Origin of the sequence: Pseudomonas saudiphocaensis, assembly GCF_000756775.1 — a bacterium.
GTDB classification, from domain to species: Bacteria; Pseudomonadota; Gammaproteobacteria; order Pseudomonadales; family Pseudomonadaceae; genus Stutzerimonas; species Stutzerimonas saudiphocaensis.
This window is the reverse complement of sequence record NZ_CCSF01000001.1, coordinates 1,053,849-1,073,086: the sequence shown is the minus strand read 5'-3', so window position 1 is coordinate 1,073,086 and position 19,238 is coordinate 1,053,849. Positions and strand designations below refer to the sequence as shown.

22 protein-coding genes are annotated in these 19,238 nt (G+C 63.4%); 5 read left to right on the top strand and 17 right to left on the bottom strand.

Annotated elements, in window-relative coordinates; all coding sequences use genetic code 11:
* The first annotated feature begins 20 nt into the window (after positions 1-20).
* Complete coding sequence (locus BN1079_RS05110; protein WP_037022809.1) at positions 21-560, top strand: DUF2058 domain-containing protein; 540 nt, start codon at positions 21-23, stop codon at positions 558-560.
* Positions 561-667: 107 nt separating this feature from the next.
* Positions 668-829 carry a hypothetical protein gene (locus BN1079_RS17690; protein ID WP_171819285.1) on the top strand — a complete coding sequence of 54 codons (162 nt, stop codon included), beginning with the start codon at positions 668-670 and terminating at the stop codon, positions 827-829.
* 61 nt (positions 830-890) lie between these two features.
* Here the strand turns inward: BN1079_RS17690 and BN1079_RS05105 are convergent, their stop codons facing one another.
* A complete protein-coding gene (locus BN1079_RS05105) occupies positions 891-1,580 on the bottom strand; it encodes a phosphoribosyltransferase (protein ID WP_037022808.1) in 690 nt (229 codons plus the stop codon).
* Positions 1,581-1,848: 268 nt separating this feature from the next.
* On the opposite strand from BN1079_RS05105, the gene BN1079_RS05100 reads away from it, so the two are divergent.
* A complete protein-coding gene (locus BN1079_RS05100; RefSeq protein WP_037022807.1) occupies positions 1,849-2,082 on the top strand; it encodes a hypothetical protein in 234 nt (77 codons plus the stop codon).
* Positions 2,083-2,104: 22 nt separating this feature from the next.
* On the opposite strand, the gene pdeM is transcribed toward BN1079_RS05100, so the two are convergent.
* From pdeM to ureE, 11 genes are all read right to left on the bottom strand, one after another.
* Entirely contained in the window at positions 2,105-2,761 is a 657-nt protein-coding gene (gene pdeM, locus BN1079_RS05095) for a ligase-associated DNA damage response endonuclease PdeM (protein WP_037026627.1), read from the bottom strand.
* A 178-nt stretch (positions 2,762-2,939) separates the two neighbouring features.
* Positions 2,940-5,525, bottom strand: coding sequence for a ligase-associated DNA damage response DEXH box helicase (locus BN1079_RS05090; protein ID WP_037022806.1), 2,586 nt, complete (start codon positions 5,523-5,525; stop codon positions 2,940-2,942).
* A 121-nt stretch (positions 5,526-5,646) separates the two neighbouring features.
* Positions 5,647-6,345, bottom strand: coding sequence for an urea ABC transporter ATP-binding subunit UrtE (gene urtE / locus BN1079_RS05085; protein ID WP_037022805.1), 699 nt, complete (start codon positions 6,343-6,345; stop codon positions 5,647-5,649).
* Positions 6,346-6,458: 113 nt separating this feature from the next.
* The gene (urtD, locus tag BN1079_RS05080) at positions 6,459-7,271 is read right to left on the bottom strand and encodes an urea ABC transporter ATP-binding protein UrtD (protein ID WP_037022804.1); all 813 of its coding nucleotides are present in this window, start codon (positions 7,269-7,271) and stop codon (positions 6,459-6,461) included.
* Complete coding sequence (gene urtC / locus BN1079_RS05075; RefSeq protein ID WP_037022803.1) at positions 7,268-8,347, bottom strand: urea ABC transporter permease subunit UrtC; 1,080 nt, start codon at positions 8,345-8,347, stop codon at positions 7,268-7,270. Before urtC ends, urtD begins: the two co-directional genes overlap by 4 nt.
* Complete coding sequence (gene urtB, locus BN1079_RS05070) at positions 8,344-9,915, bottom strand: urea ABC transporter permease subunit UrtB (protein WP_037022801.1); 1,572 nt, start codon at positions 9,913-9,915, stop codon at positions 8,344-8,346. The genes urtC and urtB overlap by 4 nt, the downstream gene beginning before the upstream one ends.
* Before the next feature lie 160 nt (positions 9,916-10,075).
* Positions 10,076-11,344, bottom strand: coding sequence for an urea ABC transporter substrate-binding protein (gene urtA / locus BN1079_RS05065; protein ID WP_037022800.1), 1,269 nt, complete (start codon positions 11,342-11,344; stop codon positions 10,076-10,078).
* A 245-nt stretch (positions 11,345-11,589) separates the two neighbouring features.
* Positions 11,590-12,162, bottom strand: coding sequence for a HupE/UreJ family protein (locus tag BN1079_RS05060; protein ID WP_037022799.1), 573 nt, complete (start codon positions 12,160-12,162; stop codon positions 11,590-11,592).
* A gap of 29 nt (positions 12,163-12,191) precedes the next feature.
* A complete protein-coding gene (ureG, locus tag BN1079_RS05055) occupies positions 12,192-12,806 on the bottom strand; it encodes an urease accessory protein UreG (protein WP_037022798.1) in 615 nt (204 codons plus the stop codon).
* 61 nt (positions 12,807-12,867) lie between these two features.
* On the bottom strand, positions 12,868-13,545 hold the full coding sequence (locus tag BN1079_RS05050) for an urease accessory protein UreF (RefSeq protein WP_037022797.1): 678 nt from the start codon (positions 13,543-13,545) through the stop codon (positions 12,868-12,870).
* Entirely contained in the window at positions 13,542-14,042 is a 501-nt protein-coding gene (gene ureE / locus BN1079_RS05045) for an urease accessory protein UreE (protein WP_037022796.1), read from the bottom strand. The genes BN1079_RS05050 and ureE overlap by 4 nt, the downstream gene beginning before the upstream one ends.
* Before the next feature lie 320 nt (positions 14,043-14,362).
* Here ureE and BN1079_RS05040 point away from each other — a divergent pair, with 320 nt between their 5' ends.
* Together BN1079_RS05040 and BN1079_RS05035 are read left to right on the top strand one after the other, a co-directional pair.
* Positions 14,363-14,629 carry a DksA/TraR family C4-type zinc finger protein gene (locus tag BN1079_RS05040; protein WP_037022795.1) on the top strand — a complete coding sequence of 89 codons (267 nt, stop codon included), beginning with the start codon at positions 14,363-14,365 and terminating at the stop codon, positions 14,627-14,629.
* Positions 14,630-14,701: 72 nt separating this feature from the next.
* The gene (locus BN1079_RS05035) at positions 14,702-15,145 is read left to right on the top strand and encodes a hemerythrin domain-containing protein (RefSeq protein WP_037022794.1); all 444 of its coding nucleotides are present in this window, start codon (positions 14,702-14,704) and stop codon (positions 15,143-15,145) included.
* A 67-nt stretch (positions 15,146-15,212) separates the two neighbouring features.
* On the opposite strand, the gene ureC is transcribed toward BN1079_RS05035, so the two are convergent.
* The 5 genes from ureC to BN1079_RS05010 form a co-directional block, all read right to left on the bottom strand.
* Positions 15,213-16,913 (bottom strand): urease subunit alpha, encoded by a 1,701-nt coding sequence (ureC, locus tag BN1079_RS05030; protein WP_037022793.1) that lies wholly within the window; start codon positions 16,911-16,913, stop codon positions 15,213-15,215.
* A gap of 98 nt (positions 16,914-17,011) precedes the next feature.
* On the bottom strand, positions 17,012-17,317 hold the full coding sequence (locus tag BN1079_RS05025; RefSeq protein WP_037022790.1) for an urease subunit beta: 306 nt from the start codon (positions 17,315-17,317) through the stop codon (positions 17,012-17,014).
* Positions 17,314-17,826, bottom strand: coding sequence for a GNAT family N-acetyltransferase (locus tag BN1079_RS05020; RefSeq protein ID WP_037022788.1), 513 nt, complete (start codon positions 17,824-17,826; stop codon positions 17,314-17,316). The genes BN1079_RS05025 and BN1079_RS05020 overlap by 4 nt, the downstream gene beginning before the upstream one ends.
* A 53-nt stretch (positions 17,827-17,879) precedes the next feature.
* Positions 17,880-18,182, bottom strand: a complete 303-nt coding sequence (locus BN1079_RS05015) for an urease subunit gamma (protein ID WP_037022787.1) — start codon at positions 18,180-18,182, stop codon at positions 17,880-17,882.
* A 102-nt stretch (positions 18,183-18,284) separates the two neighbouring features.
* A complete protein-coding gene (locus BN1079_RS05010) occupies positions 18,285-19,118 on the bottom strand; it encodes an urease accessory protein UreD (protein ID WP_037022786.1) in 834 nt (277 codons plus the stop codon).
* Between the last annotated feature and the right edge of the window lie 120 nt (positions 19,119-19,238).

The following is a 19,238-nucleotide window of genomic DNA, read 5'->3' as shown; positions in this document are numbered from 1 at the left end:
ATGAAGAGACGAACCGACACATGAGTCTTTCCCTTCGCGATCAGCTGCTCAAAGCCGGGCTGGTCAATGAGAAGCAGGTCAAACAGGCCGGCAAGCAACAAAAGAAACAGCAGCGTCTGGTGAACAAGGGCCAGGCCGAAAAGGATGATTCGCAGCGCGAAGCGGCCCTCAAGGCGCAGGCCGAGAAGCTGGCACGTGATCAGGAACTCAACCGTCAGCAGCAGGAAAAGGCTGAGCAGAAGGCGCGCGCCGCACAGATCAAACAACTGATCGAAACCAGCCGTTTGCCGAAGTTGACCACCGACGATTACTACAACTTCGTCGACGACAAGAAGGTCAAGCGCCTGTCGGTGAACAAGCTGATGCGCGACAAGCTCTCCAGCGGCTCGCTGGCCATCGTCCGCCACGGAGGTGGTTACGAGGTGATTCCGCGTGAGGCCGCGCTGAAGATTCAGGAGCGCGATCCGCGTCGTATTGTCCAGCTCAACACCCAGACCGAAGCGCCGGACGCTGACGATCCCTACGCGGCCTACCAGATCCCCGATGACCTGATGTGGTGAGTCGCCGACGGAAGGACGGATAGAAAGCCCGACGCTGGGCCTCTACAGATAGGCCTGACCGGGTCGAATCCGGTTGGATCCCGATTCAGCAGTGGAGGGTCAACGACATGGGGAATGCTTTTAGCCGTCATTCCGAGATACTCGACAGAATTAGCCTGCAGGCCAATGGCGTGCCGGGTGACCCGGAAGAACCCGGCGTGCCAGACCAGCCCGCCGAGCCGGGCGTGCCAACGGTGCCGGATCAACCGCCGCCCGCGCCGGTGGCCTGATTGGGTGTGGCAGCGAGCTTGCTCGCGATCTGAGCGCTTCTGATCGCAAGCAAGCTCGCTCCTACAAAGAAGCATCGCCTATGGCGGAGCTCTCGGCTCGTCGCAGCAGCTCTATCACTTCCTCGTCACTGGTCTGTTCGAAATTCTCGTAATGCCGGCCGACGCCAATAAATGGCTCGGGCATGGCCAGACAGATCAGCTCGTCCACATCGTTTTGCAAAGCCTCGATGACATCACGCGGGCCCACGGGGACTGCCAGCACGATCCGCCTTGGTTGGGCCTGATGCAGGCCCTTCAATGCTGCCCGCATGGTCGCGCCGGTGGCGATACCGTCGTCTATGACGATCACGCAGCGGCCGGCCAGTGAAGGTGCCGGTCGATCACCGCAATAATGCTGGCGTCGCCGCTCCAGCTCGGCCAACTGGCGCTGCATTTCTTCCTCGAACCAGCCCGGCGGCGGATTAATCTGTTGCAGCAAGGCCTGGTTGATTACCGTTTGCGGGTTGGCGCCGTCGATCACTGCGCCCAGGGCCAGCTCCTCGTCGCCCGGCGCGCCGATCTTGCGCACCAGCACAACATCCAGGGGGGCGGTGAGCAGGGTGGCTGCTTCGAAAGCAATCGGCACTCCACCACGCGGGAGGGCAAGTACCACTGGCTGTTCGCTTTTCAGGTGCAGCAGGGCTTTGGCCAGCTCCTGGCCGGCATGGGCACGGTCGCGGAACAGATTCGATTCAGAAACGAACATGCGCATGGCTCATTCTCCGAATGTAGGTGTCGGGCACGGCGGCTCGTTGCTGCAGCGCAGCCAGATCAGGAAAACGCCGTGGTTTCGTCAGCCGAACATCGTCGAACTGCTTGGCTGAATGACCCTAGCCTATTAGGGCTGTTCATTCAGCTCGACGGAAGGGAGATGTAAACCGGGCCACCGAACTGAAACGAGCGACCGAGCCTCTAACAGGTAGACGTCGAAGTCGGCGGACTGTTTCCGTCCGAAGGCGCTTTTTAGAGAGGGGCTGCCCATGACCACCTGGATCATCGCTTACAACAAAGACGGTAATACAGCGACCTTGAAAACCGAGTCTGACCATCAGCCGGATATCGATGAGGCGGTAGAGCTGGTAACTCAAATGGCACGCCGCGAATTTGGTGAAGGGGATGTGGAACACGAGCATGACCCCGATCTGGAAAGTACGCCTGCAACCCGGTTGGCCGAGCGCTACGGCATTACCATTACGGGCATTTCCGAAGCCTGAGTCGAACCAGTCCAATACGCCCTCAGCGTACCTGCCAGATACCACCCTGACCTGTCACATAAACACGCTGGGCGGAGTCAGCCTCTATATCCATCATCCCGGTGAAGCTGCCGAAGGCCGGCAGCAGGCTGACCCGCTCGCCAATACAGAAGCAGGGCAGGCGCAGGCGCTGCCGGCCGCGTCCGTGCAGGCGAAAGGCCGGGTGTAGATGGCCGGCCAAAACGTGATGTGTTGGGTGCGGTTCGGGTTCGTGCTGCAGCGCGAAGGGGCCGAGCAGCAATGGTTCGGAGACCACCCTGATGCCCAATTCCACGGGTGGATCGCCTGCACGCCGGTCGTGGTTGCCGCGTATCAGGATAACTTCCAACTGTGGATTTCGGGCGCGCCAGGCGAGCAACTGTTCGTGGGTCGCAGTCGTCTGGGATTCCGGTGCATGGAGAAAATCTCCGAGGAAGATCAGGCGCTGGCTGGGGTACTGTTCCAACAGTCCATCGAGGCGCTGCAGATTCGCCTGGGTGGTTCCCTTTGGCACCGGCTGGCCAAGTCGGCGATAGGCAGCGGCCTTGCCGAAATGAATATCGGCGACCAGCAGCGCCCGCTGGGCCGGCCAGTAGATGGCCTTTTCGGCGAGTAGCCAGAGCTCGGTTTGTTTCAGTTCGATGGAGAGGTGAGGAGTCATCATCATTCTGGGTTAAGCAACTGGCCGGCCTCCAATTCGTATGGAGCCAAAATCGAGGCACCATACTTGTGTAGTAGCGGGCCATGCCCGCGAACAAGGCTGGCCACAGATACCACGCCTGAGTTGCAAAAGCTTTGCGAGCAAGCTCGCTCCTACCGGGGCTGGGCGTCTGGCTTGTTCAACGGCCCGTCTCTTTTCGTGGCTTCGGTGTGCCGTCCTTGCGCGGGCGGGGTTTGCGTGCCGGGCGGGTTTCCTTTTCGACGGCGATGGCAGCGTTCCGTTCGGGCTGATAGCCGCCAGGGCCGGCGGCCTTGTCCAGCTCGGCGACCATGCGCCGGATACGGTCGGCGAGCCTCTCCGAGCTCATGCTTTCGCGAAAGCGTTCCACCATCAGCGGAAAGGCAAGTGGAGCGGTGCGTTTGACCTGGTGGACGTCCAGCTGCCGCCGTTGCAGGCGCGCCAAGGTCTGCTCCAGCCGGCCGACCTCCAGCTCCTGCCGCAGTACTTCTTCTTCGGCCTGGGTCAACAACAGGTTGGCCGGGTCGTATTGGCGGAAGACATCGAAGAACAAACCGCTGGAGGCTTGCAGCTGCCGTGCGCTTTTCTGCGCACCGGGATAGCCGGAAAATACCAACCCGGCGATACGGGCGATTTCGCGAAAGCGTCGTCGCGCCAGCTCACCGGCATTGAGGCTGGCCAGCACGTCGTGCAGCAGGTTGTCCGCACTGAACAGGTCGGTCGTAAGCCAGCTCAGCCAGTCCACTTCGGTTGCCGATAGCAGTTCCAGGCCGTAGTCGTTTACCGCGATGGAAAAGGTCAGCGGCTGGTGCTGGCCCATGCGCCAGGCCAGCAGGCTGGCCAACCCCAGATGTACGTGGCGGCCGGCGAAGGGGTAGAGGAACAGGTGCCAGCCCTCGCGGGACTTCATCACTTCGGCCAGCAATGTGGTTTCGCTGGGCAGGGCCGACCAGCTCATCTGCACCTGCAGCAGTGGTTGCACCAGGCGCAGCTCGGCGCTGTCGAAGTGGCCTCGGGAGGCAGCGCCCAATTGCTCCACCACCGCATCGGCAAGTTCGCTGGATAGCGGCATGCGTCCGCCATTCCAGCGTGGAACTGCGGCCTTCTTGCTGGTAGCGCGGTTGACGTAGACGGTCATGTTCTCCACCCGCACCAGCTCCAGCAGGCGTCCGGCAAAAAGAAAGCAGTCACCGGGCCGCAGCCGCGCAATAAAGCCCTCTTCCACGGAACCCAGCGAGCGCCCGCTGCCCCCTCTGGCCCAGAACTTCACCGTCAGGCTGGCATCGCTGACGATGGTGCCGATAATCATGCGGTGGCGCATCGCAACGCGGCGGCTGGGCACTTTCCATAAGCCGTTCTCGTCGGGTTCGACGCGCTGATAGTCCGGGTAGGCGGTAAGCGACTCGCCGCCGTGGCGGACGAAGGCCAGCGCCCATTGCCATTGGTTCTCGGAGAGGTCGCGATAGGACCAGGTCTGGCGGATTTCGGCAAGCAGCTCCGGCGGGCGAAAGCCACCGCTCAGGGCCATGCTGACCAGGTGCTGGACCAGCACATCCAATGGTTGCTGCGGCGCCTCACGGGCCTCGACACGCCGCTCGGCAACGGCTACCTGAGCAGCCGCGGCCTCGATCACCTCCAGGCTGTGGGTTGGGACCAGTGTCACTCGGGAAGTACGCCCTGGCGCGTGGCCGGAGCGGCCGGCACGTTGCATCAGCCGTGCGACGCCCTTGGGCGAGCCGATCTGCAGCACCCGTTCCACCGGCAGAAAGTCCACGCCCAGATCCAGGCTGGAGGTGCAGACCACCGCTTTCAGCGCACCCTGTTTCAGCCCCAGTTCGACCCAGTCGCGCACCTCGCGCGCCAGCGAGCCGTGATGCAGCGCGATCAGCCCGGCCCAGTCCGGTCGAGCTTCGAGCAGCGCCTGATACCAGCGTTCGGCCTGGGAACGGGTATTGGTGAATACCAGCGAGGTGGCTGCCGATTCAATTTCCTCGACCACCTGCGGCAGCATGCGCAGCCCAAGATGGCCAGCCCAGGGGAATCGCTCGATGCTGGGCGGCAGGAGGCTGTCGACGACCAACGGCTTGTCGATACGGCCTTGCACCAGCCGGCCCTTGGCCGGGTACAGCAGCACATCCCGCGCATGCTCCAGGTTGCCCAGCGTGGCGGACAACCCCCAGACGATCAGCTCCGGCATCCAGTGACGAAGCCGTGCCAGCGCCAGCTGCAGTTGCACGCCGCGCTTGTTGCCCAACAGCTCGTGCCATTCATCGACGATGACCATGCGCAACTGGCCGAAGGCCTGCTGCGCGTCCGCTCGGGTCAGCAACAGCGTCAGACTTTCCGGCGTGGTCACCAGTGCACTGGGCAAGCGCCGTCCCTGACGTGCCCGCTCGGCACTGCCGGTATCACCGGTGCGCAGGCCGATGCTGCAATTGATACCCAGCTCATCCACTGGCGCCTGCAACGCGCGCGCGGTGTCGGCGGCCAGGGCCCGCATGGGCGTAATCCAGAGCACCGTCAACGGGGCAGGCTTGTCGTTACCGGTGCTGTGGCTGGCGAAGCGTTGCATGGCGCCGAGCCAGACCGCGTATGTCTTGCCCGAGCCAGTAGTGGCATGCAGCAGCCCGGATTCGCCCTGGCTTACCGCTTGCCAAACTTCCTGCTGGAAGGGAAAGGGCTGCCAGCCGCGGCGAGCGAACCAGTCTTGCGCCAGCGTGGCGTGGTGAGGTGGAGCCTCGTTCATGGGGCTTTCCGTCAGATGGACGAAGGCCTGCCGGTGGCCCATGAATCGATCGGGGCAGACTTCCGGCAGGCGTTATCCGTTCTGACAGCAGCGCGTTGGAGTCGATCTTGCGAAGGGGGCCTCAGATGGCGACCAGCCCGCGTACGCCCTCGGCTTCCATATTCCGACCGAGGCCCTGCTGGATCACTTCGCCACGGCTCATCACCAGGTACTGGTCCGCCAGCTCTGCGGCGAAGTCATAGAACTGTTCCACCAGCAGGATGGCCATGTCGCCGCGTTCGGCAAGCTTCTTGATCACCGCGCCGATCTCCTTGATGACCGAGGGCTGGATGCCTTCGGTGGGCTCGTCGAGGATCAGCAGGCGTGGGCGGCTGGCCAGCGCACGGCCAATGGCCAGCTGTTGCTGCTGGCCGCCGGAAAGGTCGCCACCGCGACGGTGTTTCATTTGCTCCAGCACGGGGAACAGCTCGTAGATGAATGACGGTACCTCGCGTGCTTCGCGCGCACTGAAGCGCGACAGGCCCATCAGCAGGTTTTCTTCCACGGTCAGCCGACCGAAGACATCCCGACCCTGGGGCACGTAGGCGATGCCGGCGTGCACGCGCTGGTGCGGCTTCAGCGTCGTGATTGGCTTGCCTTCCCAGCTAACGCTGCCTTCCTTGGCGGGGATCAGGCCCATCAGGCACTTGAGCAATGTGGTTTTACCCACGCCGTTGCGCCCGAGCAGGCAGGTCACTTCGCCGATCTTCGCCTCGAACGACAGGCCGCGCAGGATATGGCTACCGCTGTAGTACTGATGCAGTTGCTGGACTTGCAGCATGGGAATGTCCTTCTGATTCTCGGTGGGCGCCTTTTTCGGTGGATAAGCCTGCGGCGTTTCCCACCCTGTGTTCGGCTGGGTAGGGTGGATGGCCGAAGCCATCCCCCTCGGGCTCAACGCCCCAGATACACTTCGATCACCCGTTCATCGGCCTGGACCTTCTCCAGCGATCCTTCGGCCAGCACGCTGCCCTGGTGCAGCACGGTGACGTGGTCGGCAATGGAGCCGACGAAGCCCATGTCGTGTTCCACCACCACCAGCGAATGCTTGCGGGCCAGCGACTTGAACAGCTCGGCGGTGAATTCGGTTTCGGCGTCGGTCATGCCGGCCACCGGCTCGTCGAGCAGCAGCAGATGGGGCTGCTGCACCAGCAGCATGCCGATCTCCAGGAACTGCTTCTGGCCGTGGGAAAGCAGCCCCGCTGGGCGATGCCGTGAGTTTTCCAGGCGGATGGTGGTCAGCACTTCGGCGATGTGGTCTTTCTGCTCGCCGGAGAGCCTGGCCTTCAGGCTGGCCCACACCGATTTGTCGGTCTTCTGCGCCAGCTCCAGGTTATCGAACACCGAGAGGGCTTCGAACACCGTCGGTTTCTGGAACTTGCGCCCGATCCCGGCCTGGGCGATCTCGACTTCGCTCATGCGCGTCAGGTCGTACTGTTCGCCGAACCACGCTTTGCCGGTGTCGGGTCGGGTCTTGCCGGTGATCACGTCCATCATGGTGGTCTTGCCGGCGCCGTTGGGGCCGATGATGCAGCGCAGTTCACCAGCACCGATGTAGAGGTTCAGATCGGTCAGGGCGCGAAAGCCGTCGAAGCTGACGTTGATGCCTTCGAGGGTAAGGATGGTGCCGTGCCGTACGTTGACGGTCTTGCCGATCACCTGGCCCTTGTCCAGCGGCAGATCGGCCTGGTAGGTGGCAGCGTTCATTGTTCTTTCTCCTTGCGCAGCAGGCCGATCACACCCTTGGGCAGGTACAGGGTGACAACGATGAACAGTGCACCGAGCGCGAACAGCCAGTACTCGGGGAAGGCCACGGTGAACCAGCTTTTCATGCCGTTGACCAGACCGGCGCCCAGCAGCGGCCCGATCAGCGTGCCGCGCCCGCCCAAGGCGACCCAGACTGCGGCCTCGATGGACTGGGTGGGTGCCATCTCGCTGGGGTTGATGATTCCCACCTGTGGCACGTAAAGCGCGCCGGCCAGGCCGCAGAGCACGGCGGACAGCGTCCAGATGAACAGCTTGTAGCCACGCGGATCGTAGCCGCAGAACATCAGGCGGTTTTCCGCATCGCGCAGGGCGGTCAGCACCCGGCCGAACTTGCTGCGTGCCAGACACCAGCCGAGGTACAGGCTGCCCACCAGCAGCGCCACGGTAGCGAGGAACAGCGCGGCGCGGGTCGCCGGTGCGGAGATGGAAAAGCCGAGGATGGTCTTGAAGTCGGTGAAGCCGTTGTTGCCACCGAACCCGGTCTCGTTACGGAAGAACAACAGCATGCCGGCGAAGGTCAGCGCCTGGGTCATGATCGAGAAGTACACGCCCTTGATCCGCGAGCGGAAGGCGAAGAAACCGAACACGAACGCCAGCAGACCCGGCACCAGCACCACCAGGCACAGCGCCCAGAGGAAGCTGGACGTGCCGTACCAGTACCAGGGCAGCTCGTTCCAGGCGAGGAAGCTCATGAACGCGGGCAGGCTGTCGCCGGCCGACTGGCGCATCAGGTACATGCCCATGGCGTAGCCGCCGAGGGCGAAGAACAGGCCGTGACCCAGCGACAGCAGCCCGGCATAACCCCAGACCAGATCCAGCGCCAGGGCGACGATGGCGTAGCAGAGGATCTTGCCTACCAGTGTCAGCGTATAGGCCGAAACATGCAGGGCATTGTCCGCCGGCAGCAGGTGTAGCAGCGGCAGGGCGACAAGGACGGCCAGCACCACGCCGAGGATGACGACAGTGACTTTCGGGCCGGCTTTTTGCGCAGCGGTGATGGTAAGTGGCTGGTTCAATCGATGACCCTCCCCTTGAGGGCGAAGAGTCCCTGCGGACGCTTCTGGATGAAAAGGATGATCAAGGCCAAGATCAGGATCTTGCCCAGTACGGCGCCGATCTGCGGTTCGAGAATCTTGTTGGCAATGCCGAGGCCGAAGGCCGCGAAGATACTGCCGGCCAGTTGACCGACACCGCCGAGCACCACCACCAGGAAGGAGTCGATGATGTAGCTCTGGCCGAGGTCGGGGCCGACGTTGCCGATCTGGCTCAGGGCCACGCCGCCCAGGCCGGCAATGCCCGAGCCCAGGCCGAATGCGAGCATGTCCACCCGGCCGGTCGGCACGCCGCAGCAGGCGGCCATGTTGCGGTTCTGGGTGACGGCGCGCACGTTCAGGCCCAGGCGCGTCTTGTTCAGCAGCAGCCAGGTCAGTAGCACCACGAACAGCGCGAAGCCAATGATCACCATGCGGTTATAGGGCAGCACCAGGTTGGGCAGCACCTGCCAGCCGCCGGACAGCCAGGCGGGGTTGGCCACTTCCACGTTCTGCGCGCCGAAGGTCACGCGAACCAGCTGGATCAGGATGAGGCTGATACCCCAGGTGGCCAGCAGGGTTTCCAGCGGGCGGCCGTAGAGATGGCGGATTACCGTGCGCTCCAGCGCCATGCCGATGGCTGCTGTGACGAGAAAGGCCACGGGCAAAGCCACCAGCGGGTAAAACGCCAGCGCTTCGGGGGCCAGCCGTGCCATCAGCACCTGCACCATGTAGGTGGTGTAGGCGCCAAGCATCAGCATCTCGCCGTGGGCCATGTTGATCACGCCCAGCAGGCCGAAGGTGATGGCCAGGCCGAGGGCGGCCAGCAGCAGGATAGAGCCCAGCGACAGGCCGCTGAAGGCCTGGCCGAGCAGTTCGCCAAAGAGCAGCTTGCGCTTGATCTGCGTGAGGCTGGTTTCGGCGGCCTCGCGCACCTGCGCATCGGTTTCGTTTTCGCTGGCCAGCAGGTTCTCCAGGCGAACACGGGCCATGGGGGCGCCGGTTTCGCCGAGCAGACGCACCGCCGCCAGGCGGATGGCCGGATCGCTCGCGGTCAGCTGCAGGCTGGCCAGTGCCAGGGTCAGTGCTTCGCTGACAGCTGTGTCTTCTTCGGCTTCCAGGCGTTGCTCCAGCAGCGTCAGCTGTTCGGCCGAGGCACTGCGCTGCAGGCGCCGGGCAGCCTCAAGGCGTTCGGCGGGGTTGTCGGCGAACAACTGGTGACTGGCCAGAGCTGTATTCAGCAAACCGCGCAAACGGTTATTCAGGCGCAGGGCCTTCGGCGTGCCGACGGGTTCGGCAGTGTCTTCAAGAGAGCGATAGTCGCTGTTGTCTTTGGTAAAGGGCGTCTTGTTCTGGTCGATGACGACGCGGTTGGCGCGCAGCGCTTCGAGCAAGGGCAGGCGTTGCGGTGCGGGTGCGGCGGCCCAGTCTTCCAGCAGTTTCGCCTGTTTGGCCGGGCTCGCCTGGGCGAAGTCAGCCGCGTCTCCCGCATGGGCGGCCCAAGGAAGTGCGAAAAGAAGTAGCAGCAATATTCGGTGCAGGGCAGTGGTCATCTGTACATTCCCATGTGAGGGCCGCGTGCTCTCTTGACGGAGCTTGCGGTGTGAAAAGGTGGATGAAAAAAGCGTCGACTCCGCGTCCCGATCCACCCTATGAAAGGTCGAGTTAGCGCAGGGTGGATGACGCTTTACCCATCCACCGCAACCGTTACGATCAGTTCGACTTCACCGCGTAGTCCGGCTTGGCGTCATTGCCCGGGATGTAGGGGCTCCACGGTTGGGCGCGGACCGGGCTCTCGGTCTCCCAGACCACAGAGAACTGGCCGTCCTCCTGGACCTCTCCGATCATCACCGGCTTGTGCAGGTGGTGGTTGGTCTTGTCCATGGTCAGGGTGTAACCGCTCGGCGCGGCGAAGGTCTGGCCGTAGATGGCTTCGCGGACCTTGTCGACCTCGGTGGTGCCGGCCTGCTCGACCGCCTGTGCCCACATGTGGATACCAACGTAGGTGGCTTCCATCGGGTCGTTGGTCACCACCTTGTCGGCGCCCGGCAGGTTCTTGGCCTTGGCGTAGGCCTTCCACTTGCTGACGAACTCGGTGTTGACCGGGTTCTCCACCGACTGGAAGTAGTTCCAGGCGGCCAGGTGGCCCACCAGCGGCTTGGTGTCGATGCCGCGCAGCTCTTCTTCACCCACGGAGAAGGCCACCACAGGCACTTCGGTGGCGTCCAGGCCCTGGTTGGCCAGTTCCTTGTAGAAGGGCACGTTGGAGTCGCCGTTGATGGTCGAGACCACGGCGGTCTTGCCGCCGGCGGAGAATTTTTTGATGTCGGCAACGATGGTCTGGTAGTCGCTGTGGCCGAACGGCGTGTACACCTCTTCGATGCTGGATTCCGGCACGCCCTTGCTGATCAGGAAGGCGCGCAGGATCTTGTTGGTGGTGCGTGGGTAGACGTAGTCGGTGCCCAGCAGGAAGAAGCGCTCGGCGCTGCCGCCGTCCTCGCTCATCAGGTATTCCACTGCCGGGATGGCCTGCTGGTTTGGCGCGGCGCCGGTGTAGAAGACGTTGGGCGACAGCTCCTCGCCTTCGTACTGCACGGGGTAGAACAGCAGGCCGTTCAGCTCTTCGTAGACCGGCAGCACGGATTTACGCGACACCGAGGTCCAGCAACCGAAGGTCACAGCCACCTTGTCCTGGGTTAGCAGCTGACGGCCGCGTTCGGCGAACAGCGGCCAGTTGGAGGCCGGATCGACCACCACCGGCTCGAGCTGCTTGCCGAGCACGCCACCCTTGGCGTTGATCTCGTCGATGGTCATCAGCGCCATGTCCTTGAGCGACGTCTCGGAGATGGCCATGGTGCCGGACAGCGAATGCAGGATGCCGACCTTGATGGTCTCGGCGGCCTGTAGCGTGAAGGGGAACAGGCCGGTCAGCATCAGGGCGCTGGCAGCGAGGCTGGACTTCAGTAGGGGACGACGTTTCATGGTGGGCGGCTCCTTGGCTGTCCGTAGTAGCAATGAGTTGGTCCATCGGGACGCCAGGACTAATGGCAGCATCCGTGCCAATTTGCTGGAAGCCTTGTGGGGCAAGGGTTTGAGAGGGATTTGGCGAGTGCGGTGCGAGGAGCGGCACACGGGAAAGGGAAGAAAATAGGGCGGCGAAACCGTCCTGGAGCAGCGCTCTGCTCGCTCATGGTGCGCGAGCAGAGGCGGGAGGGGTTAGGTGTGACTTAGCTTGCCAGCATCCACGCACCGGCCACGGCCGAGACGAGACCGGCGACACGAACCAGCGATGCGGCGGCAAGTGGCAGGCTGCGCGCCAGGCCGTAGCCGGCTGCATGCAGGGCGGCGGTGGCGAGAATAAAGCCGGCGGCATAGGCCCAGGGGCTGGCGAGGTCGGGCAGTTCCAGTCCGTGGGCCATGCCATGGGCGAGGGCAAACAGCGTGGTCAGGCCCAGTGCCAGCGGCAGCACCGGGCGTACCGCGAGGGCGACCAGCAGGCCGAGCGCCAGCACCGAACCGGCAATGCCCGTTTCCATGAGAGGCAGCTCGATGCCGGCAAAGCCCAGCAGGCTGCCGAGCAGCATGGCCGCTACGAAGCTCAGTGGCAGGGCCAGGCGTGCGCTGCCTTGTTGCTGAGCTGCCCACAGCCCGACGGCCAGCATGGCCAGCAGATGGTCCAGTCCGAGGACCGGGTGCGCGATACCGGACACCAGGCCGGAATGCTCGTGGCCCGGGTGAGCGAAGGCCAGGGCCGGTGCGAGCAGCAGAGTCGTTACGGCGAGAGGCGTGCGAAGGTTCATCAGTGGATCTCCTGTATTGAATGGCGGTATCAGGCAGCGCGCAGCATTCCCTGTGTCTCGATGAAGGCGATGATCTCGTCCAGGCCCTGGCCGACCTTCTGGTTGCTGAATACGAAGGGCTTGTCGCCGCGCATCTTGCGAGTATCGCGCTCCATCACTTCCAGCGAGGCGCCGACCATGGGTGCCAGGTCGATCTTGTTGATCACCAGCAGGTCGGACTTGCAGATTCCAGGACCGCCCTTGCGCGGCAGCTTGTCGCCGGCGGAAACGTCGATCACGTAGAGGGTCAGGTCGGACAGTTCGGGACTGAAGGTGGCCGACAGGTTGTCGCCGCCGGACTCGACGATGATCAGGTCCAGCCCGGGAAAGCGGCGATTGAGCTGTTCCACGGCTTCCAGATTGATGGAGGCGTCTTCGCGGATCGCCGTGTGCGGACAGCCGCCGGTTTCCACACCGATGATGCGCTCGGGGGCCAGAGCCTCGTTGCGTACCAGAAACTGGGCATCTTCCTGGGTGTAGATATCGTTGGTCACCACGGCCAGGTTGTAGCGCTCACGCAGGGCCAGGCAGAGCGCGAGGGTTAGCGCGGTCTTGCCGGAGCCGACCGGGCCGCCGATGCCGACGCGCAGGGGTTGGGTATTCATGGTGTTCTCCTGTGTAAGGCGGTGCGCTCGCCTTGATTGATACGAAAGAGGGAGCAGAGGCTCATGATCTGAACAGCCGGCTGTACTGGCGCTCGTGGGCCATGCTGGTCAGCGCCAGGCCGAAGGGGGCGCTGCCCCAGTGTTGCGGGCTGAGGGCCTGTGCCTCGCGCTGGGCCCGCTGCAGTGTCGGCAGGAGTTCGGAGGTCAGCCGCTGTGCAGCCTGCTGCCCCAGTGGCAGGGTCTTCATCAGCACCGCCAGCTGGTTTTCCAGCCACGCCCAGAGCCAGGCGCCGAGAGCATCGGCCGGTGCAATGGCCCATGCCCGTGCTGCCAGCGCCCAGCCCAGGGCAAGGCCGGGTTCTTCGATGCGGTCGAACAGGTCACGGGCGTCTTTATCCAGCTCCGGCAGGTTTTGCAGGAGCTGTTGGAGCGAATAGCCCATCTGGCGGTTTTCCAGGTGCAGTTCACGCGTCTCGCGACTGGCGCGGTGGCAGCCGACCAGACGCAGCAGCTCCGTCCAGTTTTCTGCGGCTGCGGCTTCGCAGTGCGCCAGCAGCAACGGCATTTCGAAACGCGCCAGATTCAGCAGCATCTGGTCGGCCAGCCAGCGCCGGGCACTGGCTTCATCGCCAACCAGCCCCCGCTCCACTGCCATCTCCAGCCCTTGGGAATAGCTGTAGCCGCCGATGGGCAGTTGCGGGCTGGCCAGGCGCAGCAGGGCGAAGGCTGCCTGGTTCACTTGCGCGCACCGAACTGATGCAGGCGCGGCGCGTAGCTGAATTCGGCCTCGCCGGCATGTGAATGATGGTGGCCACCGCCATAGGCGCCATGCTCTGGCTGAAAACCGGCTTCGATGGTCTCGACGCTGGCGCCGAGCTGCAGCAGCATGTCCTTGAGCACGTAGTCGTCCAGCAGGCGCAGCCAGCCGTCGCCTAGTTGCAGGGCGACGTGGCGATTGCCCAGGTGATAGGCCGCACGCATCAGCTCGAAGCTGTTGGCGCAGGTGACGTGCAGCAGTTTTTCCGCGCGAGCCCGCACGATGACGATGCGACCGTCATTGGCCAGCAGGGTGTCGCCGTCTCGCAGGGGAGGCTGACCGCGTTCGAGAAACAGGCCGACTTCTTCGCCGCTGGTGGTGAAGCAACGCAGGCGCGATTTGCTACGCGCCTCGTAGGTCAGCTCCAGCTCGGCGTCGCCAGCGGATTGAGAGGTACTACGTTGATGAATGACCAGCATAGGGATTTCCGCTTTCAGGATGCGGACAGGCAGAGCAAGGGCCTTGCCAACCCAAGGCTGTTACCGGTGCGAGCGGATTTGCAGGTCTGGTGAGCGATAAACGCGCATGACCGTCGCCCCCTCTTGGTGCGCCATCATGCGGTGTGCTTATCATTGGTGCGTGTGTTGCCTGGCGCCCGCGTTGTGAATTTCGAGCGGCAAGAGAACGGCCAGGCGTCCTGTCGTTCCAATCAAGGGTCTGCCGTCGCTTCATCGCGGGTTGCGCTGAAACGGCAACAGACCCTATTGAGCCGTAAGTTGCCTTAAGGCAGGAGGTTGCAATGGCCACAGGGTGGGCGAAGGAAGGTGCTGTGCAAGAGCAGATCGACAGCACCATCGAAGATGCGGTGCAGCGCGCCCGCAGTCGTCTGGCGCAAGGTGAAAGCCTGACGCATTGCGAAGAATGTGAAGCGCCGATTCCTGAAGCGCGGCGCAAGGCGGTGCCGGGCGTGCGCCTGTGCGTGCAATGTCAGACCGAACAGGATCGGCAGGAGGCGAGCTTTACCGGCTACAACCGTCGGGGCAGCAAGGACAGCCAGCTACGCTGAGATGCAGGGTGGCACTGAAAGCGCAGCGTGAGGTCCAAGCGCAGGTCATAAAACGGAAACAGGGAAAGGCTGATGACCATATTTGAAGCACTGCGCCAAAGCCATGAAATCCAGCGTGATCTGGCAGATAAGCTCCTGCAGACCTCCGGCGATTCCGCGGAACGCCGCGATATCTTCGAACAGTTCAAGACCGAGCTTTTAGCCCACGAAACGGCTGAGGAGCGCCATTTCTACGTCCCGCTGATGCAGGACGACCTGGGGGTGGACCTGTCGCGCCATGCTATCGCTGAGCACCATGAGATGGATGAGATGGTCGAGGAGTTGGAGTCGATGGAGTTCAGCAGCTCGGCCTGGCTGCGACTTGCGAAAAAGCTCTGCGAAACCGTTGAGCACCATCTGGAGGAAGAGGAGCACAAGTTCTTCCAGATGGCGGGCAAGCTGCTCGACGACAACCAGAAGGAGCAACTGGCCAAGACCTATCTGGAAGAGTACGCCGGGCTGAAGGAGCGCGTCTGAGGCAATGACGCCCTGCGTCGCGCAGGATCACGCGCAGGGCGAAGCACCTGGAACAGACGCTCAATAGTCAGAATAGAAAGTACCGCTGCGCCATCGGCAGCACCTCGGCCGGCTCGCACCAGAGCAGCTGGCCGTCGGCGCGCACCTGATAGTTCTGCGGGTCGACTTCGATGGTCGGCGTGTAGTCGTTATGGATCAGGTCCTTCTTCTGCACCGAGCGGCAGCCCTTTACCACACCAATCTTCTTTTTCAGCCCCAACTGCTCGGGCACCCCGGCATCGAACGCCGCCTGGCTGATGAAGGTAAAGCTCGACGCATGCAGCGAGCCGCCGAAACTGGCGAACATCGGCCGGTAGTGCACCGGCTGAGGCGTTGGGATCGAGGCATTGGCATCGCCCATCAGGCTCGCCGCAATAGCGCCGCCCTTGAGGATCAATGAAGGCTTTACGCCAAAGAAGGCCGGGCGCCAGAGCACCAAATCGGCCCATTTGCCTACTTCCAGGGAACCCACTTCATGGCTGATGCCGTGGGTGATCGCCGGGTTGATGGTGTATTTGGCGACGTAGCGTTTGGCGCGGAAATTGTCGTTGCCGGCGCCGTCTCCCGGCAGGGGGCCGCGCTGTTTCTTCATCTTGTCGGCGGTCTGCCAGGTGCGAGTGATGACTTCGCCGACACGGCCCATGGCCTGGCTGTCGGAGCTGATCATGGAGAATGCACCGAGGTCGTGCAGGATGTCTTCGGCAGCAATGGTTTCACGGCGAATGCGTGATTCGGCGAAAGCCACGTCCTCGGCAATGCTCGGGTCCAGGTGGTGGCAAACCATCAGCATGTCCAGATGTTCGTCGATGGTGTTGCGGGTAAACGGCCGGGTCGGGTTGGTCGAAGAGGGCAGCACGTTGGCGAAGCCGCAGGCTTTGATGATGTCCGGCGCGTGGCCGCCCCCTGCGCCCTCGGTGTGGTAGGTGTGGATGGTGCGCCCCTTGAAAGCCCCGAGGGTCGTTTCGACGAAGCCGGACTCGTTCAGGGTGTCGGTGTGGATGGCCACCTGCACGTCGTAGTCATCGGCCACGCTCAGACAGTTGTCGATGGCTGCCGGGGTGGTGCCCCAGTCTTCGTGGAGCTTGAGGCCGATGGCGCCGGCCCGGATCTGCTCGATCAGCGGTTCGGGCAGCGACGCATTGCCCTTGCCGGTGAAGCCGATGTTCATGGGGAAGGCGTCGGCGGCCTTGAGCATCATCGCCATATGCCAAGGCCCGGGCGTCACCGTGGTGGCGTTGGTGCCGGTGGCCGGGCCCGTGCCGCCACCGATCATGGTGGTCACGCCGCTCATCAGGGCTTCTTCGATCTGTTGCGGGCAGATGAAGTGAATATGCGAGTCGATCCCGCCGGCGGTGAGAATCATGCCTTCACCGGCGATGACCTCGGTGCTGGCGCCGATGGCGATGGTCACATCCGGCTGGATGTCAGGATTGCCGGCCTTGCCGATGGCGGCGATCCGACCGTCCTTGAGGCCCACGTCAGCCTTGACGATGCCCCAGTGGTCGAGGATCAGTGCGTTGGTGATCAGCGTATCGACCACCTCCGCCGCGCACAGCTGGCCTTGGCCCATGCCGTCGCGGATCACCTTGCCGCCGCCGAATTTCACTTCCTCGCCGTAGGTGGTGAAGTCCTGCTCGACCTCGATCCACAGGTCGGTGTCGGCCAGGCGTACCTTGTCTCCGACGGTGGGGCCGAACATGTCGGCGTAGGCGGCGCGGGAAATCTTCATCGGTGTCGTCTCGCGTAGGGTGGATGGCCGAAGCCATCTACCGATCGGTTTCATGGTGGAAAAGCCTGCGGCGTTTTCCACCCTACAAAATCGCGGTGTCAGAGGGTGCCCATCACCCGCCCGGCAAAGCCGAACACGCGTCGCTGGCCGGCCAGCTCCACCAGTTCAACCTCGCGGCTCTGCCCCGGTTCGAAGCGCACCGCGGTGCCGGCCGGGATGTTCAAGCGCATGCCGCGTGCGGCTGGCCGGTCGAAGGCGAGCGCGTCATTGGTCTCGAAGAAGTGGTAGTGCGAGCCGACCTGAATTGGGCGGTCGCCGCGGTTGGCCACGGACAGGGTGAGGGTGCGGCGACCGGCATTGAGCTCGATCTCGCCGTCCTGGATCTGGTATTCGCCGGGAATCATGGCGTGCTGCGCTCCGGGTTGAGGATCAGTTGCATGAAGGTCAGGTCCAGCCAGCGACCGAACTTGAAACCTACCTGGCGTAGGTGGCCCGCGTGGAAAAAGCCCAGTTGCTGGTGCATGTGGATCGAGGCACGGTTCTCGCTCTCGATCGCGCCGACCATCACGTGGAGATTCGCAGCACGCGCCCGCCCGAGGAGTTCGAGCATCAGGCTTCGGCCAATGCCCACGCCGCGCTGGCTGTCGCAGACGTACACCGAGTGCTCGACGGTATGGCGATAGCCCTCATGGGGGCGCCACGGGCCGTAGCTGGCATAGCCCGCGACCTGGCCGCCGTCGTCGATGGCCACCAGTACCGGGTTCCCCTGCCGCTGGCGTTCCTCCAGCCAGGCGCGGCGGTTGGCCAGATCGACAGGGTTGTTGTTCCAGATGGCGGTGCTGTTGAGTACGGCGTCGTTGTAGATGTCGAGAATGCCAGCGAGGTCGTTCTCTTGAGCGTCACGTATCTGCACGGTCTGATCCTTCAATGCGGTGGGTAGAAAGGCGCAATGACATCGACCTGTTTTCAAGCAATTGGTTGATGAACGGTGACCAGTTTGGTGCCGTCCGCAAAGGTGGCCTCGACCTGGATGTCCGGAATCATCTCCGGCACCCCCTCCATGACCTGCTCGCGGGTCAGCAGCGTGGTGCCGTAGTGCATCAGCCCGGCGACCGTCTGACCGTCGCGGGCACCCTCCAGCAATGCAGCGGAGAGGTAGGCCATCGCTTCCGGGTAATTGAGCTTCAGACCCCGCGCCAGGCGGCGTTCGGCCAGCAGGCCGGCGGTAAAGATCAGCAGTTTGTCCTTCTCTCGGGGTGTCAGGTCCATAACGGCTCCGTTCGTTGGGCGTGGCGTTTGGCTCGGTCGGCGTTACGGCGCGGCGGTACGCATCCGCGGCTGACGGCTTGGCTTATCCGCCACGGGCAGTGATCAGGTATTCCATATTCGCGGCGGCATCGCCTCGCGTTCCAGCAGCTCGGGGCGCAGCAGTTGCCACAGTGCAATCAGCCAGCTGCGCGCATGCAGGGCTTCGTTCGCCAGGCAACGTCCGACCAGGAGGCCAGGCAGTTGGGTCAGGTCGCCCCGCACGCGTCCGGGCAGCTCGCGGCAGCGTTCCAGCAGGTCGGCGTCGATTTCCCCGGTGGCAATAAGCGTGGCGAACACCGGGTACCCGTTTAGACCAATCGGTGAATCCAGTAGGCCGTCCGCGCCGCTGATGCGTTGGCGCTCGTGCCAGAGCAGCTTGCCGTCACGGCGGATATCCAGTTGCGCCTGGAAATAGCCATCGTCGAACCGCTCGGTGGCGGCAGGGCGCCCCAGCGCGACCATGTCCCAGTAGAACAGCCGGGCATCGGCTTCCAGGTCGATGCAGGTTTTGAGCTCGGCCTGCGCGGCGGAATAGACGATGGTTTCCTGCGGCAGCCATTCCAGCGTGCCGCCGGCTTCGACGTGAAGGTTCAAGGTCTGGCTGGCGGGCCCACTGGAGCGGTACCACTTGGCAGCACCGGGACTGGTGAGTTGCACCCAGGCATTGCGGCCGGCGTGTGCGCTGATATCCAGGCGATCGCCGCCGGCGATCCCGCCCGGCGGATGGACGATGATGTGCTGGCACACCTCCGGTCCTTCGGCGTAAAGGTGCTTCTGCACCCGCAGCGGCCCGCTGTGGCGGCGCTGCACCGGGCGAGTGCAGTCACCGAAGCGCGCATAGCCGAGTTCAAGCTCGGCGTGCCACTCTGGGGTGAAGGGTGAGATCAGTGCGGTCATCGCAAACAGAGTTCTTCGATAGATGAACCGCCATTCAGCAATAGTCGTGCCTTGTGGGCTTTCTACCCTGGATGGTTGCCGTGCCTTATTTCAAGCCAGGGCTGGACGATTTCGGAATTG